The organism is Kosakonia sp. Marseille-Q7440 (genome assembly GCF_965119485.1).
In genome coordinates, this window is record NZ_CBCPLT010000002.1 from 428965 (window position 1) to 455371 (window position 26407).

Consider the following 26407-nt stretch of genomic DNA (forward strand, 5'->3'; position numbering starts at 1 on the left):
GGTGCGGGCGAAAAAGCATCAGCTGTGGGTATGGGGTTCCTGCGCCAGACACTGTAAATGGCCGTGGCGCACGCCGCGCTGGGCGATCACCTCATCGGCGAAGCGCTCAATCTCGCCCTGTTTGCCTTTTAGTACGGCGATCTCAAGGCAGTCGTCATGGCTGATGTGCACGTGCAGCGTAGCCACTGAGAGATCGTGATGGTGATGCTGTGTGGCGACCAGGCGGCTTGCCAGTTCACGCTTCTCATGTTCATACACGTAGGTCAGCACATCGAAGCCCGGTTTATCCTGATCGGCTGGAGCCTCCTGTGCCAGCGCGCCGCGCAGCAGATCGCGCGCGGCTTCTGAGCGGTTGTGGTAGCCGCGCCGCTGGCTTAGCGCGTCCAGGGCGGCGAGCAGATCGTCATCGAGCGTTAGGGTAACGCGTTGCATAGCGGGTTCCTCGGGCGGAGTGAAGGGAGGGCGGGTAACACCGCCTGTTGTAGCGCCCGGCCCGCAAGGGAGCTAAAGCGCAGCGGCGCGCTGACGGTGACGTTTTCGACTATCTGCCCGGCCTCCATCACCAGCACCCGCTGGCAGAAGCGCTCCACCAGGCGCAGATCGTGAGTGATAAACAGGCACGCCGCGCCGGAGCGCTGTTGCAGGCGTTGCAGCAGGGCGATGATGCCACTTTGCACCACGCGATCGAGGCTGGAGACCGCTTCATCCAGGATCAGTAACCCTGGCGCGACCGCCAGCGCCCGGGCGAGGCAGACACGTTGCAGCTGACCGCCGCTCAGCTGCGTGGGGCGTTTCTCCAGTAGATCTGGCTCCAGCTCGACATCTGCCAGCAATTGCATGATGCGCTGGAGCTGCTGCGCTTTGCTAAGTTTTGCCAGATGGCGCAGCGGTTCACGCACGAGGTCGCGCACCGTCATGCGTGGGTTGACCGCGCTAATCGGATCCTGAAACACCATCTGCACATCGCGGCGAAAATCGCGCCGTGCGGCGGCGGTAAGCTTCTGAAGTGGCGTTCCACGCCAGCAGACGTGGCCTTGCTCAGGTGCTTCCAGCCCGACCAGCAGGCGCGCCAGCGTGCTCTTGCCGCAGCCGCTGCGCCCGAGCAGGGCGACGGTTTCACCCTGCTTCAGGGTCAAGGAGATATTGCTCAGCACCTGTTGATGGCGGTAAGCGTGCGAAAGAGCGTTAACCGTGAGGAGGGTCATTGCGCAAGCTCCATGCCGTAGAGCGCCAGATGCGCGCTCACTAACTGGCGGGTCAGCGGGTGCTGCGGCGCGTGAAAAATAGCCCCGACCGCGCCGCGCTCGATAATGCGCCCGTTATCCATCACCGCCACCTCATCGGCGAGACGTGCCACCACGCCCATATCATGCGTCACCAGCAGCATTCCCGGCTGGCGCTGCTGCATCAGGGAGTCGAGCAGGTCGAGGATACTGGCCTGGGCGATGGCGTCGAGATCGGTGGTCGGCTCATCGGCGATAAGAAAGGGCGCCTCGGCCAGCAGCGCCAGCGCAATCATCACCCGTTGCAGCATACCGCCGCTCATCTCAAAAGCGTGAAGGGCGAGAACCCGGCGCGCATCGCGCAGGCCGACCTGCTCCAGCGCGGCGATAGCGTGCGCTTCACTGAACGGTTTGCCCAGCGCCAGGCAGCTCTCCCGCGCGTGGTCGGCCATGGTTCGCAGCGGGTTGAACGCGCTGCGTGGGTTTTGCATCACCGTTGCCACCGTCACGCCGCGCAGCGCCTGGGGCGAAACCGGCTGACCGTCGATCAGCACCGCGCCCGCCGTTTGTCGAACGCCTGCGGGCAACACGCCAAGCGCTGCCGCGCAGGTGAGGGATTTACCGCTGCCGCTGGCACCGACCAGCGCCAGCACCTGGCCGCGGCGTAGGGTAAGAGAGAGATCGTCAACCAGCGGTTGCGCTGCCGAAAGCGTGAGATGTTGCAAACTCAATTGTGTGGGCATCAGTGGGCATGCTCCGTGACCAGATGCGGATCGAGATGGTCGCGCAGCGCGTCGCCCACCAGGTTGAAGGCCATGACGCTGAGAAACAGCGCCAGCCCTGGCCACAGCATTTGCAGCGGCTGCGTCCAGATAAACTGCCGCGCATCATTGATCATCACCCCCCACTCCGGCGTCGGCGCGCTGACCCCGAGGCCGAGAAAGGACATCCCGGCGACATGCAGCATCATATGGCCGATATCCAGCGTCGCCAGCACCAGCAGCGACGGCACAATTGCGCCCGCGAGGTGGTCGCGAAAAAGATGCAGATAACCCGCTCCGCTCAGCCGCGCTGCCAGCACATATTCGCGGCTACGCAGCGACAGCACCAGGCTGCGCACCATGCGTGCATACCAGGCCCAGTGGGATAGGGCGATGGCGATAATCACATTGGTCAGGCCGGTGCCAAGCACGCCCACCATAAAAAACGACAGGATCGAGGTGGGAAAGGTCATAAAGAGATCGGCAACACGCATAATCAGCTGATCCACGCGCCCGCCGAGCAGCCCGGCGCAGCCGCCGGCGCTCAGCCCGAGGATCAGCACCAGCAGCAGGCAGCAGAGCACCGAACCGAGCGACACGCGGGTGGCGGCCAGCAGCCGGGAGAAGATATCGCGCCCGAGGTGATCCGTGCCGAGCCAGTGCTGGCTATCGGGCGGCAGCAGCCGCGCAGGCAGGTCGATAGCCTGCGGATCGAAGGGCAGCCACCACTGGCAGCTCAGGGCGATGATAAACAGCAGCGCCAGTATCAGCAGGGCGAGGCGCACCGGCCAGCGCGCAGTGTGGAGAAAGTGCATCAGCGCGCTCCTTCATGATGACGCACGCGCGGATCGAGCGCGGCGCTCAGCAGATCCACTGCCAGGTTGCAGAGGGCGAAAACCATCACCATCACCAGCGTAAAGCACTGGATCACCGGGTAGTCGCGGTTGAAGATCGCCGACACGGCGTAGCGGCCAATGCCGGGCCAGGCGAAGATGCTCTCAATAATCATCGTGCCGCCAATCAGCTCGCCAATATGCATCCCCAGCGCAGTGATTACCGGCAGCGAAGCATTGCGCAAAATATGCCGCCGCTCGGTCTGCTTCTCGCTCAACCCGCGCAGCCGCGCCCAGGTGACGTGGCGCTGCCCGGCGGCCTCCAGCAGGCTGGCGCGCAGCAGACGCGCATTGATGGCCAGCGACATTAGCGCGATGGAGACGGCGGGCAGAATCAGGTGCTGCCAGCCGCCGTAACCGAGCGCGGGCAGCCAGTGCAGATGCACGGAAAAGAGCATCACCAGCAGAAAGGCGAGCCAGAAGTTGGGCATTGAGACGCCAAGAAACGCCACCGCGCGGACAACAAAATCGGGCCACTTATCGCGGTGCCTTGCCGCCCAGATGCCGAGCGGTAGCGAGGTCAGCAGGATCAGCACCAGCGCCGCGCCCGCCAGTTGCAAGGTGGCGGGCAGAAAGCGCAGCACATCCTCCAGCACCGGGCGCTGGGTGGCATAGGAGAGGCCAAAATCGAGATGCAGCGCGCGCCATAACCAGTGGGCGTACTGATCGACTAACGGCTGATCCAGGCCGAGCGCCACGCGCGTGGCGGCAATCATCTCCGGCGTCGGCGGCAGGTTCGACAAGCGCAGGTAATCGAGCGCCGGGTCGCCCGTGCCGAGGCGCAGCAGCAGGAAAATCACCACCGAGGCGGCAAGGATCATCGGGATCAGTAGCAGCAAACGCTTTATCACGTAGCGGCTCATTGCGCGCTGCCCGGTTTGATCTGATCAAACGGGATCTCGGCGGCAACGGGCGCAAACGGGATCTCTCCCAGCTCCGGCTTCGCCACCACCATTGTCGACACATAGCTGATCGGCAGATAGACGGCATCGTTATGCAAGCGGGTGAGAATATCGCGATAGAGTGCCTGCCGGGTGGCCTCATCCCGGGCGATGAGCACTTCGCCAATCTCTTTGTCGATCAGTGGCTTGTCAGGTAAACCCTGCTGCGCCTGGTAATCGGCGTGCGAGGGCACACGCATCGAACTGACAAACGCGTGCGGATCGTAGGGCGCGCCCCAGCTGCGGTTGAAGATCATGCCGAAACGGCCGTCGCGCTGGCGGGCGTAGATGCTGCTCTCCTCTTCACCGACCAGCGCGATATCCACGCCCACCTGGCGCAGATTGGCTTGAATGATTTCTGCCATCGATTTGCTCAGCGCGTCGGTGCCGGTAAAGGCCAGTTCGATATGCAGCGGCTGGCCCGCTTTTTCGCGAATGGTTTTCCCGGCGGGCAATAACCAGCCCGCGTTTTCCAGCAGCGCATTGGTGCGGGCGGGATCGTACTGACGCGCTTTAAGACCAATATTGGCGTAGGGCACGCCCGGAGCGAAAAGCGTATCGGCGACCTGTTGTGTACCGTACAGCGCGCCATTAATAAGGGTTTTTTTATCCACCGCATAGTTCAGGGCTTCGCGCACTGCCAGCTCGTTGGTCGGCGCGCGGGCGGAGTTGAGCGCCAGCATCACCGTTTCCACTGGCGCAGAGAGTTGGGTGCGCCACTGCGGGTTCTGCCGATAGCGAGCGAAGGTATCGAGCGTCAGCAGCCCTTCGTTGCCGTAGAGCAGGTCAATCTCGCCGGTTTCAAACGCCACGGCGCGGCTGGTGGCATCGGGGATCACCTTAATCACCACTTTTGCCAGCGCCGGTTTCGCACCCCAGTAGCGCTCGTTGCGCACCATCACGTCATATTGATTCAGGCGTGACTCCTGCAAGATCCACGGCCCGGTGCCGATAGGCGCGACAATGCCGTTCAGGGTTTCATGGTTTTTAAATTGCGACGGGGCGATAAAGCGAAACGGGCGGGGCAGGGCAAGCTCTTGCAAGAAGGGGTAATAGGCGCTTTTCAGCGTGATTTGTAGCTGATTGGGGCTTAACGCTTTCACCTCGCTTATCTGGTTTACCAACTCCAGCCAGGCGTGGCGCGAGCGGTTATCCAGCACCGCGCGGAAGTTCTCCGCGGCCGCTTCGGCGTTAAAGGGTTCACCGTTGGAGAAGGTCACGCCGTCGCGCAGGGTGAAGACCCAGGTTTTACCATCGTCCGAATGGTGCCAGCCTGTCGCCAGCCACGGCCGCACCGTGCCGTCGGCCTGGTATTTCACCAGCGGTTCATAAACCATGCTTTGCGCGAACATCTGGTTCGGGGTGTAGAGGTGAGGGTTGAGCGGGCCGACATTCACCGGCCAGGCGGTGGTGAGAGTATCCGTTGCCGCGAAAAGGGCAAACGATGCGCAGAGCAGCAGCAGAGCGCCAGCATAACGGTAGAAAAACACGTAAGCGTCCTGACGAAACGTCATTGGCGGGAAAGTATGACGATTTTAGTTATTCATCATACGAATGAGATGTTTTAGATCAAACGGCGGGCGGTTGCGCGGGATTAATTTTGGGTGGGCGGATGAGGATTGCCGGATGGATACGCGCGCGGAATACGTAGGCACGGTAAGCGCAGCGCCACCGGGCATCTTCCCTTACTGCGCCTTAAACAACTGCAACAGCATCTCTACCTGCTCATCAATCGGGGCGAGATCCTTTTTGACGATCAGATGCAGCGGCGTGGCGCGGCGTGCGCCGTGGTTGAGCGGCAGCGCTTTCAGCTGACCGCTCGCCAGCAGCGGCGCAATCCGCTCCTGCGGCAGCCAGCCGTAACCGACCTGATACTGCACCGCTTCGATGGCGGCATCAATGGTGGAAAAGGTCCACGCCTCCTGCGCAACCGGCGTTTGCCGGGCGTCGCTTTCGGCGATACGGATCTGCGGCCAGGCGGCAAGCATCGCTTCGCTCACCTGCTGCGCCGCGCTGAGAGGGTGATCGCGATGCGCCACGCAAACAAAATCGATATTCATCAGCCACTCCCCGCGCCCGGTCATATCCTGGCGGCGCGTTAACACCATCACATCGGCCTGCGCGTAGCTCGGCGCATCGTCCGGGGCGGTCTCCAGCACTTCGGTCAGGCGCACCTGGGTTTGCGGGTAACAGTGCTGGAACTGGCGCAGGATGGCGAACAGCCGCGCGCGCGGAAAGATGCTGTCGACCACCAGATCCAGCCGGGTGCGCATGCCATTTCGCAGCGTGGCGGCGCGGGTCTCCACCCACTCAAACGCTTTCAGCAGCGGCTTCACCTGGCTGAGCAGCAGTTCGCCCGCAGGCGTCAGCACCGCCCGTCGCCCCTCCGGCACCAGCAGCGCAACGCCGAGCCGCTCCTGCAGGAGCGCCAGGTTATAGCTGACCGAAGACTGGCTGCGGTGTGTCTCTTCCGCCGCTTTAGCAAAGCTGCCCAGTTCGACCACTTTTTGCAGCAGCGACCATTGTTCCAGCGTGCTCTTGTGCATGACTCATCTAATTTTTGAATGAATTTGATGCAAATATAGCGTTATTCATTGGTTTTTTGCAGGGGTACGATCTCCTCAACAACAAGAGGAGATGAGATATGAGCAGCTTTGATAAACATGATTTGAGTGGCTTTGTCGGTAAACATCTGGTCTACACCTACGATAATGGCTGGAACTACGAGCTGTATGTAAAAAATGCCAACACGATTGATTACCGAATTCACAGCGGGATCGTGGCCAACCGTTGGGTGAAAGATCAGCGGGTCTATATCGTTCGCGTTGGCGAAAGCATCTATAAAATTTCCTGGACTGAGCCGACCGGTACCGATGTCAGCCTGATTGCCAACCTCGGCGATCGCCTGTTCCACGGCACCATCTTCTTCCCGCGCTGGGTGATCAACAATCCGGAGAAAACTGTCTGCTTCCAGAACGAGCATATTGCGCTGATGGAATCCCTGCGCGAGGCAGGCCCCGCTTACCCGACAGAAGTGATTGATGAGTTTGCCACCATCACCTTTGTGCGCGACTGCGGTGAGAATAATGAGCAGGTCATTGCCTGCCCGGCCAGTGAATTACCGGCTAATTTCCCGCGCAACTTATCAGAATAGTTTCACATTTATGACGTTATTAACGGTGTGGCTAATGAAATAATTGTTTGCAGAAAAATAAGACTATTTTTGCTTTGTTGTCATTCCGTTTAAATAATTAAGATAACGCCCGTTCATTGACTGAATGGGCGTTTTTTATTGCACTTTTTTGACAGGAATCACAGTATAAAAAACTTGCTGTATTATATATCTAGATGTTTTTTAAAGGTTTTTATATTTTTATCCGAAGGTTAATTTCTTAATCTTCTCCTAATCTTTTATTGCTACCCTCACCATTATCACCTTTTCGGTAAAAAACACTGAAATCGTAGGTTCATTCTATTTTCATTTAAGTTTTGTACGCCATTTTATTCCCATTACATGTTTCACTGTGGCAGTTTTTTAATATGCCGTTGATGCCAGGAAAAAATGATGAGTGAATTTTTACCCTTTTCACGCCCATCGATGGGAGAGGATGAACTCGCCGCCATTCAGCAGGTGCTGGCGTCGGGCTGGATCACCACCGGGCCGAAGAATCAGGCACTTGAAGCCGCGTTTTGCACACTGACCGGCAACCAGCACGCCATTGCCGTCAGCTCCGCCACGGCGGGGATGCATGTCACGTTAATGGCGCTGGGTATCGGTGCGGGCGATGAAGTGATTACTCCCTCAATGACCTGGGTCTCCACCCTCAACATGATCGTGCTGCTCGGCGCGACGCCGGTAATGATCGATGTCGATCGCGACACGCTGATGGTGACACCCGAGGCGATCGAAGCGGCGATCACACCGCGTACCAAAGCAATTGTGCCAGTGCACTACGCCGGCGCGCCGGTGGATATCGATGCCATTCACTCCCTCGGTGAGAAGTACGGCATTCCGGTGATTGAAGATGCCGCCCACGCGGCGGGCACCTACTACAAAGGCCACCACGTTGGCGCGCGCGGTTGCGCAATCTTCTCCTTCCACGCCATCAAAAATATGACCTGCGCCGAAGGCGGGCTGGTGGTGACCGATGACGAAGCGCTGGCAAACCGCATTCGCAGCCTGAAGTTTCATGGCCTTGGCGTCGATGCCTATGACCGCCAGACCCACGGCCGCGCGCCGCAGGCCGAGGTGATTTCGCCGGGCTTTAAATACAACCTCGCGGATATTAACGCCGCTATTGCGCTGGTGCAGCTCGACAAACTGCCTGCCGCCAACGCCCGCCGTCAGGAAATTGCCCAACGCTATCTGAATGAACTGGCAGCGACGCCGTTTCAGCCGCTGGCGCTGCCGTCGTGGCCGCATCAGCACGCCTGGCATCTGTTTATTATTCGCGTCGACGAGCAGCGCTGCGGCCTCTCCCGCGATGCACTGATGGAGCGGCTAAAAGCGCAGGGTATCGGCACCGGCCTCCATTTTCGCGCGGCGCATACCCAGAAGTACTACCGCGAAAACTTCCCGACCGAACTTCCCAACACGGAGTGGAACAGCGCGCGTATCTGTTCCCTGCCGCTCTTTCCGGATATGACCCATGACGACACAACCCGCGTCATTGACGCGCTTAAACAGATTGCAGGCTGCTGATATGTTCACCCTCCCGCTTATTGAAAAAGTCTCGGTGGTGATCCCGGTTTATAACGAACAGGAGAGCCTGCCGGAGCTGATCCGCCGCACCACCACCAGCTGCGCGCAAATCGGTATCGATTACGAAATCCTGCTGGTGGATGACGGCAGCAGCGATGACTCTGCGCGTATGCTGACCGATGCGGCAGAGCAACCCGACAGCCATATCGTCGCGGTGCTGCTCAACCGCAACTACGGCCAGCACTCGGCGATCATGGCCGGTTTCAGCCATGTCACCGGCGATCTGGTGATTACCCTGGATGCGGATCTGCAAAACCCGCCGGAGGAGATCCCGCGGCTGGTGGCGAAAGCCAACGAAGGGTATGACGTGGTGGGCACCGTGCGGCAAAACCGCCAGGACAGCCTGTTTCGCAAGCTGGCGTCGCGCGGCGTTAACCACCTGATCCAGCGCGCCACCGGGAAAGCGATGGGCGACTACGGCTGCATGCTGCGCGCCTATCGCCGCCATATCGTTGACGCCATGCTGCGCTGCCACGAGCGCAGCACCTTTATCCCGATCCTCGCCAACACCTTTGCCCGCCGGGCGGTTGAGATCCCGGTGCAGCACGCCGAGCGTGAATTTGGCGACTCGAAATACAGCTTTATGCGCCTGATTAACCTGATGTACGACCTGGTGACCTGCCTGACCACCACGCCGCTGCGTCTGCTCAGCGTGTTTGGCAGCGCCATTGCCCTGTTTGGCTTCTCGCTATCGCTGCTGCTGGTGATTCTGCGGTTGGCGTTTGGCGCGCAGTGGGCGGGGGAAGGGGTGTTCACGCTCTTCGCCATTCTCTTCACCTTTATCGGCGCACAGTTTATCGGCATGGGCCTGCTTGGGGAGTATATCGGGCGCATCTACAACGATGTGCGCGCCCGTCCCCGCTACTTTATTCAACGCGTTGTCCGCCAGGATCATGACGTTTCGCAAGAGGAAAAGAACCAATGAAAGCCGTTGTTTTTGCTTATCACGATATGGGATGCGTCGGTGTACAGGCGTTACTGGATGCCGGGTTTGATATCGCCGCGATTTTCACCCATGCCGACAACGCACAGGAAAACGCCTTTTTCGGCTCGGTGGCGCGCCTTGCCGCCGAGCGCGGTATTCCGGTCTATGCTCCGGATGACGTTAACCATCCGCTGTGGGTCGACCGCATTACCGAGCTGAAGCCGGAGGTCATTTTCTCGTTCTACTACCGTAACCTGCTCGGCGAAGCGATCCTCAACAGCGCGCGGATTGGCGCGTTTAACCTGCACGGTTCGCTGCTGCCTGCCTATCGCGGACGCGCGCCGCTCAACTGGGTGTTGGTGAATGGCGAAACGCAAACCGGCGTCACGCTGCACCGGATGATCTCCCGCGCCGATGCCGGGGCAATTATCGCCCAGCAAGCGGTCGAGATTGCCGACGCCGATGACGCGCTGTCGCTGCACCGTAAACTGACCGAGAGCGCCAAACATCTGCTGGAAGGCGCTTTACCGACGCTGAAAAGCGGCACCTTCAGCGAAACCGCGCAGGATGAGAGCAAGGCGAGTTATGTTGGCCGCCGTACGCCGGAAGATGGTCGTCTGGAGTGGGAAAAACCGGCGCAAACTCTGCACAACCTGGTGCGCGCGGTGAGCGATCCGTGGCCGGGCGCGTTCAGCTTTGTCGGCACGCACAAATTTATCGTCTGGAAATCCCGCGTGCGCAGCGATGTTGCGCCAGCGCGAGCGGGAACCGTTATCTCCGTTGCGCCGCTGATTATCGCCTGCGGCGAGGGGGCGCTGGAGGTGATGACCGGCCAGACGGAGAAAGGCGTTTATATGCAGGGCGCGCAGCTGGCGCAGTCGCTGGGGCTGGTAGCCGGGGCGCTGTTGAGCAGCAAACCGGTGGTGGCGGTAAAACGCCGCACTCGCGTACTGATCCTCGGGGTAAACGGCTTTATCGGCAACCACCTGACGGAGCGACTGCTGCGCGACGATAACTACGAGATTTACGGCCTCGACATCGGTTCCGACGCCATCGGACGTTTCCTCGACTGCCCGCGTTTTCACTTTGTCGAGGGCGATATCAGCATCCATTCCGAATGGATTGAGTACCACATTAAAAAATGCGACGTGGTGCTGCCGCTGGTGGCGATCGCCACGCCGATTGAGTACACCCGCAACCCGCTGCGCGTCTTTGAACTCGATTTTGAAGAGAACCTGAAGATCATCCGCGACTGCGTGAAGTACAACAAACGCATCATCTTCCCGTCGACCTCGGAAGTGTACGGCATGTGCACCGACAAAGTGTTTGATGAGGATAACTCGAACCTGGTGGTCGGGCCGGTAAGCAAACAGCGCTGGATCTACTCGGTGTCGAAACAGCTTCTTGACCGTGTGATTTGGGCATACGGCGAGAAAGAGGGGCTGCGGTTTACGCTCTTCCGTCCGTTTAACTGGATGGGCCCGCGTCTGGATAACCTCAATGCCGCGCGCATCGGCAGCTCTCGCGCCATCACTCAGCTGATCCTCAACCTGGTGGAAGGCTCGCCGATCAAGCTGGTTGAAGGCGGAAAACAGAAGCGCTGCTTTACTGATATCAGTGACGGTATCGAAGCGCTGTTCCGCATTATTGAAAACCGCGACGGTCGCTGCGACGGGGAGATTATCAATATCGGCAACCCGGAGAACGAAGCCAGTATCAAGGAGCTTGCCGAGATGCTGCTGGAGAGCTTTGAGCAGCATCCGCTGCGCCACCGCTTCCCGCCTTTTGCCGGTTTCCGCGACGTCGAGAGCAGCAGCTATTACGGTAAAGGATACCAGGATGTTGAGCACCGCAAACCGAGCATTCGCAACGCCAAACGCTGCCTGCAGTGGGAGCCGACGGTGGCGATGCGCCAGACGGTTGACGAGACGCTCGACTTCTTCCTGCGTACGGTCGAACTGACGGATGAGCAATAAGCATGAAAAAAATCGGCTTACGTATTGATGTCGATACCTTTCGCGGCACGCAGCAGGGCATGCCGCGCCTGCTGCAGCTGCTGGAGAAGCACCAGATCCAGGCGAGCGTCTTTTTTAGCGTCGGCCCGGACAATATGGGGCGGCATATCTGGCGTCTGCTGAAGCCGAAATTTTTCTGGAAGATGCTGCGCTCGCGCGCGGCGTCGCTGTATGGCTGGGATATTCTGCTGGCGGGTACCGCCTGGCCGGGGCGCATTATTGGCGATGCCAATGCAGAGATCATTCGCCAGACGGCGCGCATGCATGAAGTCGGGCTGCACGCCTGGGATCACCACGCCTGGCAAAGCTGGAGCGGCGTCTGGGATCAGGCGCGGCTGGAGACGGAGATCGCACGCGGCCTCTCGGCGCTGGAGCGGATTATCGGCCAGCCGGTCACCTGCTCGGCGGCGGCGGGCTGGCGTGCAGATCAGCGGGTGGTGAAGGCGAAAGCAGTTTTCCCGTTCCGCTATAACAGCGACTGTCGCGGTAGCCAGCCTTTTCGCCCGCAACTGACAGAGACAACCTACGCCGCGCCGCAAATCCCCGTTTCGCTACCCACCTGGGATGAGGTGGTCGGATCCTCGGTGAGCGCCGAGGGCTTCAACCGCTTTATCCTCGATCGCATGCATCGCGCCCACGGCACGCCGGTCTACACCATCCATGCTGAAGTGGAAGGGATTATCGGCGCCGATGCGTTTGATCAGCTGCTGATGCTGGCGGCGCAGGAGGAGATTACATTTTGCCCGCTGGGGCAGTTGCTACCGGACGATGTCACGACACTGCCGCCCGGCAAAGTGGTACGCGGCGAAGTGGTTGGCCGCGAAGGGTGGCTGGGATGCCAAAAACTGTTGAGTGCACAACGATGAAACCTGTTCACTATGGTTTAGCGCTGCTGGCGCTGTTTGCCCTTTATTACCTTGCGCCGCTGGAGTACCGCCTGCTCTGGCAACCGGATGAGACCCGCTATGCGGAGATCAGCCGCGAGATGTTGCAAAGCGGCGACTGGATGGTGCCCCATTTCCTGGGGCTGCGCTATTTTGAAAAACCGATCGCCGGGTACTGGATCAACACCCTTGCGCAGTGGGTGTTTGGTCACAACAACTTCGCGGTACGCTTTGGCGCGGTCTTCTCCACCACCGTTTCTGCCCTGCTGGTTGGCGCGTTAGCGTGGAAAATGTGGCGCGATAAAGCCACGGCGCTGCTCTCTGGCGTGATCTACCTGACCGTGCTGCTGGTGTACGGTGTCGGTACCTATGCCGTGCTGGATCCGATGATCGCCTTGTGGATGACGCTGGCGATGTTCAGCTTCTGGCTGGCGGCGCAGGCCACCAGCCGACGCGGGAAAGCGGGGGGCTATCTGCTGCTCGGCATCGCCTGCGGCATGGGGGTAATGACCAAAGGGTTCCTGGCGCTGGCGCTGCCGGTTATCGGCGTGTTGCCGTGGGTGATTGCGCAGCGGCGCTGGAAAGAGGTGCTGATTTGGGGCTGGCTGGCGGTGCTGGCGTGCGTGCTGACGGTGCTGCCGTGGGGCCTGACCATTGCGGCGCGCGAGCCTGATTTCTGGCGCTACTTCTTCTGGGTGGAGCATATTCAGCGCTTTGCCCAGGATGACGCGCAGCATAAAGCCCCGTTCTGGTACTACATTCCCTGTTTGCTTGCCGGTTCGCTGCCGTGGCTTGGGCTGCTGCCCGGTGCGCTGAAAACCGGCTGGCGGGCGCGCAGTGATGCTTTTTACCTGCTCGGCTGGGTGGTGATGCCGCTGATCTTCTTCAGTATCGCCCAGGGAAAACTGCTGACCTATATTCTGCCCTGCTTTGCGCCGCTGGCGATATTGATGGCGCGTTACGCGTGCACCGCCGCGAGCGTAAAAGTGCTGCGTATCAATGCCGGAATCAATATCGCTTTCGGGCTCACTGGCGCGATCGCCGCGCTGGTGGTGTCGCCGTGGGGGATGTTGAAGCATCCCGTCTGGCTGCCGATCGAAGATTATAAAGCCGCGCTCGCCGCCTTTATCTTCCTGATGTGGGCGCTGGTCGGGCTGTTTACCTTCAAGGCCAGCGCCGAGCGTTGGTTCTTCGCCGCGCTTTCGCCACTGACGCTGGCGCTGCTGGTGGGGTTTGCTATTCCGGATAAAGTGATGGATTCCAAACAGCCGCAGTTCCTGATCGCCTGCATTGATGACGCGCTGGCGGAGAGCCGCTACGTGCTGTCGGATAATCCCGGCGTCGCCTCCGGGCTCGCCTGGGAGCTGAAGCGCAGCGATATCCTGCTGTTCGGTTCGCGCGGCGAGCTGGCTTATGGCCTGGATTATCCCGATGCGAAAGGGCGCTTTGTCGCCGAGCGTGATTTCACCGACTGGCTGGCCGGGCATCGCCAGCAGGGGATTGTTTCGCTGGTGCTGCATCAGTCGCAGGCCGATGAGTTTATGCGTCTGCCTATTCCGAAACCGGATAACGTCTATCAGCAGGGGCGGATGGTGTTATTGCAGTACTTTCCGCAATGAGTAGCTGGATCTGGCTCGGCGCGGCCAGCCTGTTGAGCTGCCTGGGGCAGTTGTGCCAGAAGCAGGCGACGCGCCCGGCGAGTGGGGCATCGCGCGGCAGGCACGTTGGCCTGTGGCTGGCGCTGGCATTGCTGGCGCTGGGTGCGGGGATGGTGCTGTGGCTGCTGGTGTTGCAGCGCATTCCGGTCGGCCTCGCCTACCCGATGCTGAGCCTTAATTTTGTCTGGGTGACCCTGGCGGCGAGGGCGATCTGGCATGAGCGCATCACGTTGCGGCATGCCTGCGGTCTGGTGTTGATTATTGCCGGTGTGGCGCTGCTCGGGAGTTCATTATGAAGGGGCTACCCTGGGCGCTTCTTAGCGTGCTGCTGGTGAGTGGGGCGCAACTGTTACTGCGTGATGGCATGCTGTCGCTGCCGCCGTTGGCCGATCTGCGCGCCTTTTTGCTGGCGCTGCTGCATGGTCAGGCTGGCACGCTGGCGCTGCTGTTGGGATTGGTGGGCTACGTGGCGTCGATGGGCTGTTGGTATCTGGCCCTGCACCGGATGGCGCTGAGCAAAGCCTATGCCCTGCTCAGCCTGAGTTACATTCTGGTGTGGGCCGCCGCCATCTGGTTACCTGGCTGGCATGAACCCTTCACGCTGCGCGGTGCGTTTGGCGTGGCGCTGATTGTGGCGGGCGTGCTGGTTATCTTCCTGCCCGCCCGCAATAGAGCTTAACCGGGTAATCGCGATTTCGGTCGGCCTGGGCCAAGCATAATCGCCAGCTTGCTGCCGCCGGTGGTGGTCTCCATCCAGATTTTGCATACGCTGGTGAGCGGCACCGAGAGCAGCATCCCTACCGGGCCGAGCAGCCATCCCCAGATTAATAACGAGAGGAACACCACCAGCGTCGACATGCCGAGGCGGTGGCCCATCATGCGCGGCTCAAGGATGTTGCCAATCAGCATGTGCACCACCAGGAAGAGAGCGCCGACTAACAGGCACTCGTAGGTGCCGTTGAACAGCAGGGCCTGGATCATTGGCGGAATGGCGGAGATCACCGACCCGATATTTGGCACGTAGTTCAGCAGGAAGGCGAGCACGCCCCACATCAGCGCAAACTGCACATCGAGCGCCACCAGCCCGACCCAGACAATCAGCCCGGTCCAGACGCTAAGCAGCGTTTTCAGTGCCAGGTAGTGCGACACCCCTTTCAGCGCGCGGTGCAGGCCAGCGATATGGATCTGCGGATTATTCAGGGCGAAGCGCATTTTATACGGCACATGGCGCACTTCAAACAGCATAAACACCACCGTCATCACCAGCAGCACGACGCTTGCCATCGCATTCGATAACTGCGTCGCCATGGTGGTGGCGAACGACATCATGCGGTCCGAATCCATGCGTTGCAGCATGCGCTCCGGGGAGAGATGCAGATGCAGGAACGGCAGCGCGTCCTGAAGCTGCAAAAACTTGCGTGTCAGCTCGCGGTTGTACTTCGGCAGCAGGGTCATAAAGTCGTTCATCGACGCGGCAAGCACGGCGAATAACGCGGTCAGGAAGACCAGCATCACCAGCACGACAATGGCAATGGCCGCCGGGCGCTTGATGCCGCGGCGTAGAAACCAGGTCACTAGCGGGTTAAGAACAATGGCGAAGAAGAGCGCCAGCAGGAGTTGGACAATAATATCGGCTGCGGCGTGGATACCGGCGAGAATGACCACCAGTGACGCCAGTTTGAGAAGAATGTGGAGGCCCGCCCGGTCTGGCTGAGGTTGCATCATGATTAATTCCTTTTTTTTCTTATTGCCAGTAAGTGTAGTGCGCCGCGCCACCTTCGCCTGACAGAGATAATCTTAAAGTCGTGCTGCTTTCTACCTTGTGTCGTGGTAATAGTGAAATCCTGTTGTAAAAAATCTGAGTAAATCCTGATGCCTGAACACCGCGCTGAACCGGCGCTAAGCGGATTGCGCCTCAATCTGCGGATTTTGTCCGTCGTAATTTTTAACTTCGCCAGCTATCTCACCATCGGTTTACCGCTGGCGGTATTGCCCGGTTTTGTTCATGACGTGATGGGCTACAGCGCCTTCTGGGCCGGGCTGGTGATAAGCCTCCAGTACTTCGCCACGCTGCTCAGCCGCCCGCACGCCGGGCGCTACGCCGATCTGCTGGGGCCAAAAAAAGTGGTGATTTTCGGCCTCTGCGGTGCGTTTCTCAGCGGGCTGTGCTATCTGCTGGCGGGAATGCAGTCTGGCGTGTTGAGCCTGGTGCTGCTCTGCCTTGGGCGGGTGATTTTAGGCATCGGCCAGAGCTTTGCCGGTACCGGCGCGACGCTGTGGGGCGTTGGCGTGGTCGGTTCAGTGCATATTGGGCGCGTGATTTCGTGGAATGGCATTGCCACCTACGGGGCGATGGCGCTTGGCGCACCGCTCGGCGTGCTCTGTTATCACTATGGCGGCCTGCACGGGCTGGCGGTGACGATTATGGCCGTCGCGCTGTTGGCGGTGCTGCTTGCGCTACCGCGCGCGGCGGTGAAAGCCAGCAAAGGCAAGCCGCTGCCGTTTCGCGCTGTGCTCGGGCGTGTCTGGCTCTACGGGATGGCGCTGGCGCTCGGTTCGGCGGGTTTTGGCGTCATCGCTACCTTTATTACCCTCTATTACGATGCCAGAGGCTGGGATGGGGCGGCGTTCGCTCTGACGCTCTTCAGCGTGGCGTTTGTTGGCGCACGCCTGCTGTTTCCCAATGGTATCAACCGCTTTGGCGGCCTTAATGTGGCGCTGATCTGCTTTGCGGTGGAGACCTGCGGGCTGCTGCTGGTGGGCCTGGCGGTCGATCCGTGGATGGTGAAACTGGGCGTTTTCCTGACAGGGGCCGGTTTCTCGCTGGTCTTCCCGGCGCTGGGCGTGGTGGCGGTAAAAGCGGTGCCGCAGCACAATCAGGGCTCCGCGCTGGCAACCTATACGGTGTTTATGGATCTCTCGTTAGGCGTGACCGGCCCGCTGGCTGGGCTGCTGATGGCCTGGGCGGGCGTCTCATCTATTTATCTTGCCGCCGCCGGGCTGGTGGCGATTGCGCTGCTGTTGGCGTGGCGGTTAAAGCAGAGAGTACCGGATAGCGCGTAAACGCTTATCCGGCTGGGCATAAAAAAAGGGAACCCGCAGGTTCCCTTTCTCTTGTTGATTGTTGCGGCGTTATTTCACCACGATGGTGTTGATAATGTTTTCAGCGGCGGTTTGCGCCTGCTGCTGATTTTCCGCCGGCAGCGTCACCTGAAGGGTCACCAGGTGGTTATCAATTTTCCCCAGCACCACGGAGGACCATGCGGTCTGGCCTTTGGCGGAGATCACGCTGTCGAGCTGCTGCAAAGTCTGCCCTTTCAGCTCAATCGCACGGTTGGTCACGACCTGCAACTGCGGGTCGCGGCTGCGCTGCTGATCTTCCAGACGTTTTGCCAGCACGCTCAGATCTTCCTGAGTGTTATCACCCACAATCACAATCACCGCTTTCTGGCCAGTGGCGTCAGAGTAGACGTGCATGTTGTTGGATTGCGTGCCCAGCTTGCCGCTCTGATCGGTCATATCCGCAGGCAGCGAGAAGCTGAGTTTACCGTCGAGCAGGGTCACCGGCTGGCCGGAGGCGTTACTCTCTGCGGCGGCACCCTGTACGGGCTTCTTGCTGTCGCTGTTATCACAGGCAGCCAGCCCCATCACCAGCAGGCCAATACCGACATATTTCACCAGATTGCGCATTGACTTCATCCTTTCAATAAACAGCCATAATGGCTCGTTGTTCCATATTATCACAACTGATAAGTCGTACCTTTAACCCGCATGTAATGCCGAGATTTCAGATTTGTCTGCCAGTCTTTTCAGCAACATATTCAACAGCACACCATACATCGGCAGGAAGAAGGCGATGCTGATAAGCACCTTGAAGCTGTAATCCACCAGTGCGATTTCGGTCCAGTGCTGCGCCATAAAGGGATCCGGGCTGCGCCAGAAGGCGATAAAGAAGAAGGCCACCGTATCGCTGGCGTTACCAAAAATGGTCGAGGCCGTTGGTGCAAGCCACCAGCGGCGGCTCTGGCGCAGGCGGTTAAAGACGTGCACATCGAGGATCTGCCCCAGCGCATAAGCCATAAAGCTGGCGGCGGCGATACGCGCCACAAACAGGTTAAAGTGGGCGAGCGCGCCGAAACCTTGCCAACTGCCCATATAAAAGAGCGACGAGATAACGTAAGAGGCGAGCAGGGCGGGCACCATCACGGCAAAGATAATCCTTCGTGCCAGAGGCGCGCCGAAAATGCGTACGGTGAGATCCGTTGCCAGGAAGATAAACGGAAAACTGAATGCACCCCAGGTGGTGTGGAAGCCGAAAATGGCGACCGGGAGCTGCACCAGATAGTTACTGGAGATAATCACCAGCAGGTGGAAAAGCGATAGCCAGACCAGCGCCTTCATGCGCTGTGCGTTGGAAAAGTGCGTCATATTGTGACCTTTTTGGTAAATGGGGTGAGGGAACCCAGTTCAATTTATGCTCTGCCAGGCAGAAGCCGCCGCATGATACTGCAATCATCGCGCGATGCAATGGCTAATTTTAACGCAATCGTTAACCTCCCTTGCGCCCTGAAAATGGCAGCGTAAACTAGGGCGGTTTTTTCACTTGTGAGATGAAGATGAGCGATCCGTTTTCTACCGCCGACCACACTCTTGATGCCCTTGGCCTGCGCTGCCCGGAGCCGGTAATGATGGTGCGCAAAACCGTGCGTAACATGCAGGTTGGCGAAACTGTACTGATTATCGCCGACGATCCGGCAACCACCCGCGATATTCCCGGCTTCTGCCGTTTTATGGAACATGAGCTGGTTGCCGACCAGACCGAGACGCTGCCCTACCGCTATTTAGTGCGAAAAAGCCACTAATCTTTGCGGCGTAACAGGCGCAGCGCGTTGGCTGTCACCAGCACCGTTGCGCCGGTATCCGCCAGCACTGCCAGCCATAATCCGGTGATCCCCAAAAGCGTGGTGACCAGGAAGATCCCCTTCAGCCCCAGCGCAATGGCGATGTTCTGACGAATATTATGGTGCGTGGCGCGCGCCAGGCGGATCATCTGCCCAAGGCCGGAGAGCCGGTTATGGGTTAATGCCGCATCGGCGCTCTCCAGCGCGACATCGGTACCGCTGCCCATCGCAATGCCGAGGGTTGCCGCTTTCATCGCCGGCGCATCGTTAATACCGTCGCCGACCATCGCCAATGGGGCAACTTCATTCAGCGCGCGCACGGCGCTCACTTTATCTTCCGGCAATAGCCCGGCACGAAACTCCAGCCCCAACTCACCGGCAATCGCTGCCGCTGCCCGTGGGTTATCGCCGGTGAGGATTACCCCCGTGATGCCAAGGGCATGCAGCTCGGCTACTGCGGCTTTTGCATCGTCGCGCAGGGTGTCCTGTAGCGCCAGCGTACCGATAATGGTGTTATCGCGCAGAACCACTACTACCGTTTGCCCCTGTGCTTCCTGCTGCTCAATCTGCTTGCGCCCGGCGTCATTCAGCAGGCCTGCTGGCACCTTTTCCGGCGCGCAGATATGAGTGTTATGCGCGCCGATGCGCGCTTCAATGCCTTTCCCGGCCAGCGCCCGTTGCCCGTCGGCCTGCGCAATAGCGATGCCACGGCGCTGCGCCTCCTGCACAATCGCCAGCGCCAGCGGGTGCGTCGAACCCTGCTCAACCCCGGCGCTGAGCGCCAGCAGCTCCTGCTCCTCTGTACCCGAAAATGCCTGCATTGCGACCAGCTGGGGTTTGCCGAGAGTCAGGGTGCCGGTTTTATCAAACGCCACCTGACGCAGGGTGCCGAGCTGCTCCAGCGCCGCGCCGCCTTTGATCAGCGCCCCGCGACGTGCGGCTGCCGCCAGCCCGGAGGTGATGGCCGCAGGCGTGGAGATCACCAGCGCGCAGGGGCAGCCAATCAGCAACAGCGCCAGCCCTTTGTAGACCCACTCCAGCCACGGAGCGGAAAAGAGCAGGGGGGGAATCACCGCCACCAGCAGCGCCACGGCCATGATCGCCGGGGTGTAAATGCGGCTGAAGCGATCGATAAAGCGCTCGATGGGCGCGCGGCGCTCTTCTGCCTCTTCAATCAATTTCAGGATGCGGTCGATGGCGCTTTCGCCCGCTTTTGACACGACTTCGAGGGTGATCAGCCGATCGACGCTGGTGGCACCTGCGGGCACGCTTTCGCCCGCGCTGCGCTCGACGGGGAGTGATTCGCCGGTTAACGCGCTCTCATCAAAACTGGCGAACGGCGAGATTAGGCGGCCATCTGCCGGTAAGCGCCCGCCTGCGGGCACCTCAATGGTATCGCCGGGTTGCAACTGGCTGGCGGGAATAGTTTCACGCACGCCGTTACGCACGCGAATGGCGCTGTCAGGTTTTAACGCCATCAGTGCGCTTACGCCCTTGCGCGCACGGCTGGCGGCCCAGCCCTCAAGCCGCTCGCCGATTAAAAACAGCAGCAGCACCATCGCCGCTTCGGCGGTCGCGCCTATAACCAGTGCGCCAATCGCCGCCACGCTCATTAAGGTTTCGATGGCGAACCAACTACCGCTTCTTATCAGGCGTACGGCCTGGCGGGCAATCGGCCATAAGCCGACCAGCGTGGTAAGCACAAAGGCCGCCTGGCCGAAGGGGTGATTGAACTGCTCCAGCCCCCAGCTCAGGGCCATCATCACGATGAGCAGGAGCAACGGCAGGTTTTCGCGCAGAGGTGAAGATGCAGGCGCGGGAGCACTGTTTTCGCTGCGAAGCTGGTAGCCCGCCTGCTTAACGGCTTTTTCTACGCGCTCGCGCACATCACTCTGCGCGATGACAATCAGCTTTTCAGTGGCAAAAGCGACCTGCACCTGGGTGATGCCCTCGACCTGGCGCACCGCGTTTTCCACTTTACGTGCGCAGGCGGCGCAATCCATGCCGCTCACCTGCCAGCTAAAGCGATCGCCTGCGGCGGTTATTTCCGGTGCGGAGCGGGTTTCACAGCTTATATCGCCGCAGCAGGGGGCATTGCTTTCAGCAACGGGACGCAGTTTGAGCGCGGCAAAGTGCGGTGTTTTCTTGAGTTCGGGAGCAGCCATCGCATCCTCCGGTGAATGATAATTTTCTCATTAACCGGAGGATACACTCTGGAGTCGACTCCAGAGTCAAGCGCTTTAGATATAGAGCGAACGGACGATCAGGAAGTGGCCGGCAAAATAGCAGGCGGAGGAGATAGCGTTATCCGCGCTAAAGCGTTTACGGTAGTGGCTGCCGAGCCAGACAATATTGCCGATAAGCAGCAGCGATGCGCCGATAAACGCCGACAGCGCCTGACTGGTCGGACGGAAGAACCACAGTTCACCGGCCAGCCATACCATCACCAGCGTCATGGCGACAAAGGTGGAGACAGCCATGCGCAGCTCTTCAAGACGCGTCCAGATCACCGCCAGCAGCAGGGCACCAATCACCAGCAGCACCAGCGGCAGCGGCCAGAAGAAGGTCAGCGTCATCTGGCTGGCGAAGTAGATGGTATAGAGCAGATGGGCCAGGAAGAAAGCGCCGATGGCGTAAAGTAACTTTTGGCGCGGCAGCAGCGTCAGGGCATCACCCACCAGCGAGGCGCACAGACCCGCCAGCACCAGATAGCTGATAGCGTCGAACATTGGCGCTTGCCAGGCGAGCAGAAGTAACAGCAGAAGGGTTACGGGTTTGAACACCCAGCGTTGCCACACCGGGCCACGATAGGAAGCGTCGACGTACAACCAGCCGGAAAAGCAGACAGCAATAAATGACCACAGCATAATTAAGTCCCTGTAACTGTTATTGTTGCGTAAAACTCTCCCCTCAAGTGTAGTGGCGTAAAAAGGGGGATGACAATGCGAACTTCCCCCAATACCCTGCAATTCCGCTTAATCTGACAGAGTTATCTCTTTGCTTTCAGCTTCTTCTGCCAGACCAGCAGTTCAAAGACGCCGAAAAGAAAAATGCGCAGCTGCTCCAGTTTGGTCATCTGCGGCCCCTCTTTCGGCAGCGCGGTCTTCATCATCGTCGCCTGCAAAGCATGCATAAAGAAGGTAAAAACCAGCGCGACGTTGACGAAAATATTCAACGGGCGCGGAAAGGGGTGGATCAGGTTGAAAATCAGAAAGGCCCAGATGCAGAGCATCATCAGACGGCCCAGATTAATCAGCAACGGCATGCTTCTCTCCTTGTGCTTCGCGGTGATACAAACGGTAAGCCACCTGGCCCGCGACTTTTTCCCGGTGTAAATGCCAGTGCGCAGGCACTGACGGTAAGCCATTTTCCACTTCGCTCTCGATATAAATGAGTGCGTCATCCGCCAGCCAGCCGTTGTTTTCCAGCAAACGCACGGTGTCGTCCAGCATCCCTTTGCGGAACGGTGGATCGATAAACACTATGGTGTGCGGTGTGCCCGCTGCGGCTAAAAAGTTCAGTGTGTTGCTGTTAACGACTTTCGCGTTAGTGGCTTTAAGCGTAGCGAGGTTTTGCTGGAGCTGCTGGGCAACGCTGCGCTCCATCTCGACCAGCGTCGCGCTGGCGGCGTAGCGGGAGAGCGCTTCCAGCCCGAGCGCACCGCTGCCGGCGAAGCAGTCGAGACAGCGGGCGTCAACCATTGACGGTGCCAGCCAGTTAAAAAGGGTTTCGCGCACGCGATCGGTGGTCGGGCGCAGGCCTGGGCTGTCGGGAACCGGTAATTTACGGCCGCGCCACTGCCCGCCAATAATACGAATTTGTCCGCTGGCGGCACGGTTGGGTTTCTTCATGGTCTTCGCTTTGCTCATCATTTCGGCCTGCTATTCTAGCGGGCGGATGAATTGCGTTAAACCCTAATCCTCAGGCCGTGATGAGAGATAAGGAAAGTGTTAGACTATCCGACTAATTCACCAATGATTTCAGTCCTGGTCGAGCAGACAGGCTGCGCTATAGAATCAACAGCGAGGAGTGTAGTCGCCAATGGCAAATGAAAAGAAACGTGGCTTTTTTTCCTGGCTGGGCTTTGGGCAGAAAGAGCGTGCCGATGAGGCGCAAGCAGAAGAGCAGAAAACAGCGGAACAACCGGTAGAAGAGACACCGGTTGCCGAGCCTGCCGCCGACAGCGAAAAGTTCGCCGAAGAGGTTGTCGAAGTTAGCGAGCAGCTGGCGCATGAAGAGGCACCGCAGCCGGTCGCTGAAGAGCGCGTTGTAGCAGAACCGGTTGCCGAAGAACAGGTTATAGAAGAAGCGGCTGTTGAAGAGCCTGTCGAAGAGATTATTGAAGCAGCACCTATTGCCGCCGTTGAGCATGAAGCGTTGCCGCTGCCGGAAGAGCTTAGCGAGCAGAGCATTGACGCCGAAGAGTGGCAGGCCGAAGCCGAGCCGCTGGTTACGGCGGACGTCGAAGTCGACGAGCCAGAAGTTGAAGAGATAGAAGACGAGACGCTTCCGAGCGACGAAGAGCTGGATGCGCTGGCGGCTGAAGCGGCGGAAGAAGCGGTGATGGTCGTGCCGGTCGACGAGCCGGTTCAGGAGCAGGAGAAGCCAACCAAAGAGGGTTTCTTCGCGCGATTGAAGCGCAGCCTGCTGAAAACCAAGGAGAATCTCGGTTCCGGATTTATCAGTCTGTTCCGCGGTAAAAAAATCGATGATGATCTCTTCGAAGAGCTGGAAGAGCAGCTGCTGATTGCCGATGTTGGCGTTGAAACCACGCGGAAAATCATCACCAACCTGACGGAAGGGGCCAGCCGCAAGCAGTTACGCGACGCAGAAGCGCTGTATGGCCTGCTGAAAGAGGAGATGAGCGAGATCCTCGCGAAGGTGGACGAGCAGCTGAATGTCGAAGGCAAAACGCCGTTCGTTATTCTGATGGTCGGCGTTAACGGCGTCGGTAAAACCACCACCATCGGCAAGCTGGCGCGCCAGTTTGAGCAGCAGGGTAAATCGGTGATGCTGGCGGCGGGCGATACCTTCCGTGCAGCGGCCGTTGAGCAACTGCAGGTGTGGGGCCAGCGCAACGATATTCCGGTGATTGCCCAGCATACCGGCGCAGATTCCGCTTCGGTTATCTTTGATGCTATTCAGGCTGCGAAGGCGCGTAATGTTGATGTGCTGATTGCGGATACCGCCGGTCGTCTGCAGAATAAATCGCACCTGATGGAAGAGCTGAAAAAGATTGTGCGCGTGATGAAGAAGCTCGATGAAAATGCGCCGCACGAAGTGATGCTCACGATTGATGCCAGCACCGGGCAGAATGCGGTAAGCCAGGCCAAACTGTTCCACGAAGCGGTCGGTTTAACCGGCATCACGCTGACCAAGCTTGACGGCACCGCGAAAGGCGGGGTGATCTTCTCGGTTGCGGATCAGTTCGGTATCCCAATCCGCTATATCGGTGTTGGCGAACGTATTGAAGATTTGCGTCCGTTTAATGCGGGCGATTTTATTGAGGCGCTTTTTGCCCGAGAGGATTAACAATGATTCGCTTTGAACATGTCAGCAAAGCCTATCTCGGTGGGAGACAAGCGCTGCAGGGGGTGACTTTTCACCTGCAGCAGGGCGAGATGGCGTTTCTGACCGGGCACTCCGGCGCGGGGAAAAGTACCCTGCTGAAGCTGATCTGTGGGATTGAACGGCCAAGCGCCGGAAAAATCTTCTTCAGCGGCCACGATATTTCCCGGCTGAAAAGCCGCGAAGTGCCGTTTTTGCGCCGCCAGATCGGCATGATTTTCCAGGATCACCATCTGCTGATGGATCGCACAGTATTTGATAACGTCGCGATCCCGCTGATTATCGCCGGTGCCAGCGGGGATGATATTCGCCGTCGCGTGTCGGCGGCGCTGGATAAAGTCGGGCTGCTCGACAAAGCGAAAAGCTTCCCGATCCAGCTCTCCGGCGGTGAACAGCAGCGTGTAGGCATCGCCCGTGCGGTGGTGAATAAACCTGCCGTCTTGCTGGCGGATGAACCGACCGGGAACCTGGATGAAGCCCTGTCTGAAGGGATTTTACGTCTGTTTGAAGAGTTTAACCGCGTTGGGGTGACGGTACTGATGGCGACGCACGACATGGGGCTCATTTCCCGGCGTTCGTACCGCATGCTGAGCCTGAGCGACGGCCATTTGCATGGAGGCCTGGCGGGTGAATAAGCGCGACGCAATCAATCATATTCGGCAATTCGGCAGCAAGCTCGACCGTTTTCGCAAATCCTCCCCAGCGGCGGGCGAAGGGAGCCGCAGTGCACCGAGGCGCAGCAAACCGGCCTCCCGGCCGCCTTCGCGTAAAACCAATGTCTTCAACGAGCAGATGCGCTACGCCTGGCACGGTGCGCTGCAGGATCTGAAGAGTAAACCGCTGGCAACGTTCCTGACGGTAATGGTGATTGCCATCTCGCTGACGCTGCCGAGCGTCTGCTATATGGTCTACAAAAACGTCAGCCATGCGGCGTCGCAGTACTACCCTTCGCCGCAGATCACCGTCTACTTCGATAAATCGCTGGATGATAACGCCGCGCAGCAGGTGGTCGGGCAGCTTCAGTCCGAACCGGGCGTCGAGAAGGTGAACTATCTCTCGCGCGAAGATGCGCTCGGCGAGTTTCGTAACTGGTCAGGCTTTGGCGGCGCGTTAGATATGCTGGAAGAGAACCCGCTGCCGGCAGTGGCGGTAGTGGTGCCGAAAATTGATTTCCAGAGCACCGAGGCGCTGAACACGCTGCGCGATCGCATTACGCGTGTGCAGGGCATCGACGAAGTGCGCATGGACGATAGCTGGTTTGCACGTCTGTCGGCATTGACCGGGCTGGTCGGGCGCGTTTCGGCCATGATTGGCGTGTTGATGATCGCCGCCGTCTTCCTGGTCATCGGGAACAGCGTGCGTCTCAGCATCTTTGCCCGTCGCGACACCATTAATGTGCAAAAGTTGATTGGCGCAACCGATGGATTTATTCTGCGTCCGTTCCTTTATGGCGGCGCGCTTCTTGGCTTCTCCGGCGCGTTTTTATCGCTCATTTTGTCTGAAATTTTGGTGATGCGACTCTCGTCGGCGGTGACGGATGTGGCGAAGGTCTTCGGCACGCAGTTTGAGTTAAGTGGCTTATCTTTCGATGAATGTTTGCTGCTATTGCTGGTCTGTTCGATGATTGGCTGGATCGCCGCCTGGCTGGCAACAGTGCAACATTTACGTCACTTTACTCCGGACTAACGATTCTCTGGTATACTCCTCCCCTGCAATGACGAATACCGTTGCAGGGAGAGCGTATCCAACTGTCTTGCTGTTCCCCGCTTCGGCTGTTCATCCGGATGTCACAATTTGTGCGTAATTTATTCACACGCCTACAAGGAACTTGTGGATAAAATCACTGTCTGATAAAAAAGTGAATGCTATTCTCGTT

Annotated in this window: 27 protein-coding genes; 13 read left to right on the plus strand and 14 right to left on the minus strand. The window is 59.0% G+C overall.

Annotated elements, in window-relative coordinates:
* Positions 1–18: 18 nt before the first annotated feature.
* The 7 genes from nikR to ACWPW2_RS15870 all read right to left on the minus strand — a co-directional run bounded on the left by nikR (position 19) and on the right by ACWPW2_RS15870 (position 6364).
* Entirely contained in the window at positions 19–432 is a 414-nt protein-coding gene (gene nikR / locus ACWPW2_RS15840; protein ID WP_454124082.1) for a nickel-responsive transcriptional regulator NikR, read from the minus strand.
* Positions 414–1205 (minus strand): nickel import ATP-binding protein NikE, encoded by a 792-nt coding sequence (nikE, locus tag ACWPW2_RS15845; protein WP_454124084.1) that lies wholly within the window; start codon positions 1203–1205, stop codon positions 414–416. The genes nikR and nikE overlap by 19 nt, the downstream gene beginning before the upstream one ends.
* Positions 1202–1966 (minus strand): nickel import ATP-binding protein NikD, encoded by a 765-nt coding sequence (gene nikD / locus ACWPW2_RS15850; protein WP_454124086.1) that lies wholly within the window; start codon positions 1964–1966, stop codon positions 1202–1204. Before nikD ends, nikE begins: the two co-directional genes overlap by 4 nt.
* On the minus strand, positions 1966–2799 hold the full coding sequence (gene nikC / locus ACWPW2_RS15855) for a nickel ABC transporter permease subunit NikC (protein ID WP_023482000.1): 834 nt from the start codon (positions 2797–2799) through the stop codon (positions 1966–1968). Before nikC ends, nikD begins: the two co-directional genes overlap by 1 nt.
* The gene (nikB, locus tag ACWPW2_RS15860) at positions 2799–3740 is read right to left on the minus strand and encodes a nickel ABC transporter permease subunit NikB (protein ID WP_023482093.1); all 942 of its coding nucleotides are present in this window, start codon (positions 3738–3740) and stop codon (positions 2799–2801) included. Before nikB ends, nikC begins: the two co-directional genes overlap by 1 nt.
* On the minus strand, positions 3737–5308 hold the full coding sequence (gene nikA / locus ACWPW2_RS15865) for a nickel ABC transporter substrate-binding protein (RefSeq protein ID WP_454124089.1): 1572 nt from the start codon (positions 5306–5308) through the stop codon (positions 3737–3739). Before nikA ends, nikB begins: the two co-directional genes overlap by 4 nt.
* A gap of 195 nt (positions 5309–5503) precedes the next feature.
* On the minus strand, positions 5504–6364 hold the full coding sequence (locus tag ACWPW2_RS15870) for a LysR family transcriptional regulator (RefSeq protein ID WP_128481959.1): 861 nt from the start codon (positions 6362–6364) through the stop codon (positions 5504–5506).
* A gap of 98 nt (positions 6365–6462) precedes the next feature.
* On the opposite strand from ACWPW2_RS15870, the gene ACWPW2_RS15875 reads away from it, so the two are divergent.
* The 8 genes from ACWPW2_RS15875 to arnF all read left to right on the plus strand — a co-directional run bounded on the left by ACWPW2_RS15875 (position 6463) and on the right by arnF (position 14741).
* Entirely contained in the window at positions 6463–6972 is a 510-nt protein-coding gene (locus ACWPW2_RS15875; RefSeq protein ID WP_042713196.1) for a phenolic acid decarboxylase, read from the plus strand.
* Positions 6973–7383: 411 nt separating this feature from the next.
* Positions 7384–8520 carry a UDP-4-amino-4-deoxy-L-arabinose aminotransferase gene (gene arnB, locus ACWPW2_RS15880; protein ID WP_454125248.1) on the plus strand — a complete coding sequence of 379 codons (1137 nt, stop codon included), beginning with the start codon at positions 7384–7386 and terminating at the stop codon, positions 8518–8520.
* A 1-nt stretch (position 8521) separates the two neighbouring features.
* Complete coding sequence (gene arnC, locus ACWPW2_RS15885; RefSeq protein WP_042713194.1) at positions 8522–9505, plus strand: undecaprenyl-phosphate 4-deoxy-4-formamido-L-arabinose transferase; 984 nt, start codon at positions 8522–8524, stop codon at positions 9503–9505.
* The gene (gene arnA / locus ACWPW2_RS15890) at positions 9502–11481 is read left to right on the plus strand and encodes a bifunctional UDP-4-amino-4-deoxy-L-arabinose formyltransferase/UDP-glucuronic acid oxidase ArnA (RefSeq protein ID WP_454124092.1); all 1980 of its coding nucleotides are present in this window, start codon (positions 9502–9504) and stop codon (positions 11479–11481) included. Before arnC ends, arnA begins: the two co-directional genes overlap by 4 nt.
* 2 nt (positions 11482–11483) lie before the next feature.
* Positions 11484–12386 carry a 4-deoxy-4-formamido-L-arabinose-phosphoundecaprenol deformylase gene (gene arnD, locus ACWPW2_RS15895; protein ID WP_454124094.1) on the plus strand — a complete coding sequence of 301 codons (903 nt, stop codon included), beginning with the start codon at positions 11484–11486 and terminating at the stop codon, positions 12384–12386.
* Positions 12383–14023, plus strand: coding sequence for a lipid IV(A) 4-amino-4-deoxy-L-arabinosyltransferase (arnT, locus tag ACWPW2_RS15900; RefSeq protein ID WP_454125250.1), 1641 nt, complete (start codon positions 12383–12385; stop codon positions 14021–14023). Before arnD ends, arnT begins: the two co-directional genes overlap by 4 nt.
* Positions 14020–14358: a 4-amino-4-deoxy-L-arabinose-phosphoundecaprenol flippase subunit ArnE gene (arnE, locus tag ACWPW2_RS15905; protein WP_454124096.1), complete on the plus strand. Its 339-nt coding sequence runs from the start codon at positions 14020–14022 to the stop codon at positions 14356–14358. Before arnT ends, arnE begins: the two co-directional genes overlap by 4 nt.
* Positions 14355–14741 carry a 4-amino-4-deoxy-L-arabinose-phosphoundecaprenol flippase subunit ArnF gene (arnF, locus tag ACWPW2_RS15910; protein WP_454124098.1) on the plus strand — a complete coding sequence of 129 codons (387 nt, stop codon included), beginning with the start codon at positions 14355–14357 and terminating at the stop codon, positions 14739–14741. Before arnE ends, arnF begins: the two co-directional genes overlap by 4 nt.
* Here the strand turns inward: arnF and ACWPW2_RS15915 are convergent.
* Complete coding sequence (locus ACWPW2_RS15915; RefSeq protein ID WP_023482089.1) at positions 14738–15787, minus strand: AI-2E family transporter; 1050 nt, start codon at positions 15785–15787, stop codon at positions 14738–14740. The genes arnF and ACWPW2_RS15915 overlap by 4 nt on opposite strands.
* Before the next feature lie 147 nt (positions 15788–15934).
* On the opposite strand from ACWPW2_RS15915, the gene ACWPW2_RS15920 reads away from it, so the two are divergent.
* Positions 15935–17125: an MFS transporter gene (locus tag ACWPW2_RS15920; RefSeq protein WP_454124100.1), complete on the plus strand. Its 1191-nt coding sequence runs from the start codon at positions 15935–15937 to the stop codon at positions 17123–17125.
* Between the two features lie 69 nt (positions 17126–17194).
* Here the strand turns inward: ACWPW2_RS15920 and ACWPW2_RS15925 are convergent, their stop codons facing one another.
* Positions 17195–17752, minus strand: coding sequence for a DcrB family lipoprotein (locus ACWPW2_RS15925; RefSeq protein ID WP_042713186.1), 558 nt, complete (start codon positions 17750–17752; stop codon positions 17195–17197).
* Positions 17753–17824: 72 nt separating this feature from the next.
* The gene (locus ACWPW2_RS15930; protein WP_454124102.1) at positions 17825–18490 is read right to left on the minus strand and encodes a 7-cyano-7-deazaguanine/7-aminomethyl-7-deazaguanine transporter; all 666 of its coding nucleotides are present in this window, start codon (positions 18488–18490) and stop codon (positions 17825–17827) included.
* A gap of 188 nt (positions 18491–18678) precedes the next feature.
* On the opposite strand from ACWPW2_RS15930, the gene tusA reads away from it, so the two are divergent.
* A complete protein-coding gene (tusA, locus tag ACWPW2_RS15935) occupies positions 18679–18924 on the plus strand; it encodes a sulfurtransferase TusA (protein ID WP_023481988.1) in 246 nt (81 codons plus the stop codon).
* On the opposite strand, the gene zntA is transcribed toward tusA, so the two are convergent.
* The 4 genes from zntA to rsmD form a co-directional block, all read right to left on the minus strand.
* Positions 18921–21128, minus strand: a complete 2208-nt coding sequence (gene zntA, locus ACWPW2_RS15940) for a Zn(II)/Cd(II)/Pb(II) translocating P-type ATPase ZntA (protein WP_454124104.1) — start codon at positions 21126–21128, stop codon at positions 18921–18923. The two genes, tusA and zntA, sit on opposite strands and share 4 nt — an antisense overlap.
* Before the next feature lie 75 nt (positions 21129–21203).
* The gene (locus ACWPW2_RS15945) at positions 21204–21830 is read right to left on the minus strand and encodes a lysoplasmalogenase (RefSeq protein ID WP_023482129.1); all 627 of its coding nucleotides are present in this window, start codon (positions 21828–21830) and stop codon (positions 21204–21206) included.
* Positions 21831–21952: 122 nt separating this feature from the next.
* Positions 21953–22222: a DUF1145 family protein gene (locus tag ACWPW2_RS15950; protein WP_023482020.1), complete on the minus strand. Its 270-nt coding sequence runs from the start codon at positions 22220–22222 to the stop codon at positions 21953–21955.
* Entirely contained in the window at positions 22212–22814 is a 603-nt protein-coding gene (gene rsmD / locus ACWPW2_RS15955; protein WP_094423010.1) for a 16S rRNA (guanine(966)-N(2))-methyltransferase, read from the minus strand. The genes ACWPW2_RS15950 and rsmD overlap by 11 nt, the downstream gene beginning before the upstream one ends.
* Positions 22815–23004: 190 nt before the next feature.
* Between rsmD and ftsY the strand changes: the two genes are divergently transcribed.
* The 3 genes from ftsY to ftsX are packed head-to-tail and all read left to right on the plus strand — an operon-like array spanning position 23005 to position 26217.
* Positions 23005–24495 (plus strand): signal recognition particle-docking protein FtsY, encoded by a 1491-nt coding sequence (gene ftsY, locus ACWPW2_RS15960; RefSeq protein ID WP_454124106.1) that lies wholly within the window; start codon positions 23005–23007, stop codon positions 24493–24495.
* Positions 24496–24497: 2 nt separating this feature from the next.
* Positions 24498–25166 carry a cell division ATP-binding protein FtsE gene (gene ftsE / locus ACWPW2_RS15965; RefSeq protein WP_023482101.1) on the plus strand — a complete coding sequence of 223 codons (669 nt, stop codon included), beginning with the start codon at positions 24498–24500 and terminating at the stop codon, positions 25164–25166.
* Complete coding sequence (gene ftsX, locus ACWPW2_RS15970; RefSeq protein WP_454124108.1) at positions 25159–26217, plus strand: permease-like cell division protein FtsX; 1059 nt, start codon at positions 25159–25161, stop codon at positions 26215–26217. The genes ftsE and ftsX overlap by 8 nt, the downstream gene beginning before the upstream one ends.
* Positions 26218–26407: the final 190 nt, after the last annotated feature.

Bases quoted from the DNA above. Each gene is read 5' to 3' on its own strand.
- arnA (WP_454124092.1), top strand. From the start codon at position 9,502: ATGAAAGCCGTTGTTTTTGCTTATCACGATATGGGATGCGTCGGTGTA.
- nikD (WP_454124086.1), bottom strand. From the start codon at position 1,966: ATGCCCACACAATTGAGTTTGCAACATCTCACGCTTTCGGCAGCGCAA.
- arnE (WP_454124096.1), top strand. From the start codon at position 14,020: ATGAGTAGCTGGATCTGGCTCGGCGCGGCCAGCCTGTTGAGCTGCCTG.
- ACWPW2_RS15925 (WP_042713186.1), bottom strand. From the start codon at position 17,752: ATGCGCAATCTGGTGAAATATGTCGGTATTGGCCTGCTGGTGATGGGG.
- arnD (WP_454124094.1), top strand. From the start codon at position 11,484: ATGAAAAAAATCGGCTTACGTATTGATGTCGATACCTTTCGCGGCACG.
- rsmD (WP_094423010.1), bottom strand. From the start codon at position 22,814: ATGAAGAAACCCAACCGTGCCGCCAGCGGACAAATTCGTATTATTGGC.
- ACWPW2_RS15875 (WP_042713196.1), top strand. From the start codon at position 6,463: ATGAGCAGCTTTGATAAACATGATTTGAGTGGCTTTGTCGGTAAACAT.
- arnF (WP_454124098.1), top strand. From the start codon at position 14,355: ATGAAGGGGCTACCCTGGGCGCTTCTTAGCGTGCTGCTGGTGAGTGGG.
- ACWPW2_RS15870 (WP_128481959.1), bottom strand. From the start codon at position 6,364: ATGCACAAGAGCACGCTGGAACAATGGTCGCTGCTGCAAAAAGTGGTC.
- nikB (WP_023482093.1), bottom strand. From the start codon at position 3,740: ATGAGCCGCTACGTGATAAAGCGTTTGCTGCTACTGATCCCGATGATC.
- ftsE (WP_023482101.1), top strand. From the start codon at position 24,498: ATGATTCGCTTTGAACATGTCAGCAAAGCCTATCTCGGTGGGAGACAA.
- nikR (WP_454124082.1), bottom strand. From the start codon at position 432: ATGCAACGCGTTACCCTAACGCTCGATGACGATCTGCTCGCCGCCCTG.
- zntA (WP_454124104.1), bottom strand. From the start codon at position 21,128: ATGGCTGCTCCCGAACTCAAGAAAACACCGCACTTTGCCGCGCTCAAA.
- nikC (WP_023482000.1), bottom strand. From the start codon at position 2,799: ATGCACTTTCTCCACACTGCGCGCTGGCCGGTGCGCCTCGCCCTGCTG.
- ACWPW2_RS15920 (WP_454124100.1), top strand. From the start codon at position 15,935: ATGCCTGAACACCGCGCTGAACCGGCGCTAAGCGGATTGCGCCTCAAT.
- arnB (WP_454125248.1), top strand. From the start codon at position 7,384: ATGAGTGAATTTTTACCCTTTTCACGCCCATCGATGGGAGAGGATGAA.
- ACWPW2_RS15930 (WP_454124102.1), bottom strand. From the start codon at position 18,490: ATGACGCACTTTTCCAACGCACAGCGCATGAAGGCGCTGGTCTGGCTA.
- arnT (WP_454125250.1), top strand. From the start codon at position 12,383: ATGAAACCTGTTCACTATGGTTTAGCGCTGCTGGCGCTGTTTGCCCTT.
- ftsY (WP_454124106.1), top strand. From the start codon at position 23,005: ATGGCAAATGAAAAGAAACGTGGCTTTTTTTCCTGGCTGGGCTTTGGG.
- ACWPW2_RS15915 (WP_023482089.1), bottom strand. From the start codon at position 15,787: ATGATGCAACCTCAGCCAGACCGGGCGGGCCTCCACATTCTTCTCAAA.
- nikE (WP_454124084.1), bottom strand. From the start codon at position 1,205: ATGACCCTCCTCACGGTTAACGCTCTTTCGCACGCTTACCGCCATCAA.
- tusA (WP_023481988.1), top strand. From the start codon at position 18,679: ATGAGCGATCCGTTTTCTACCGCCGACCACACTCTTGATGCCCTTGGC.
- arnC (WP_042713194.1), top strand. From the start codon at position 8,522: ATGTTCACCCTCCCGCTTATTGAAAAAGTCTCGGTGGTGATCCCGGTT.
- ACWPW2_RS15945 (WP_023482129.1), bottom strand. From the start codon at position 21,830: ATGCTGTGGTCATTTATTGCTGTCTGCTTTTCCGGCTGGTTGTACGTC.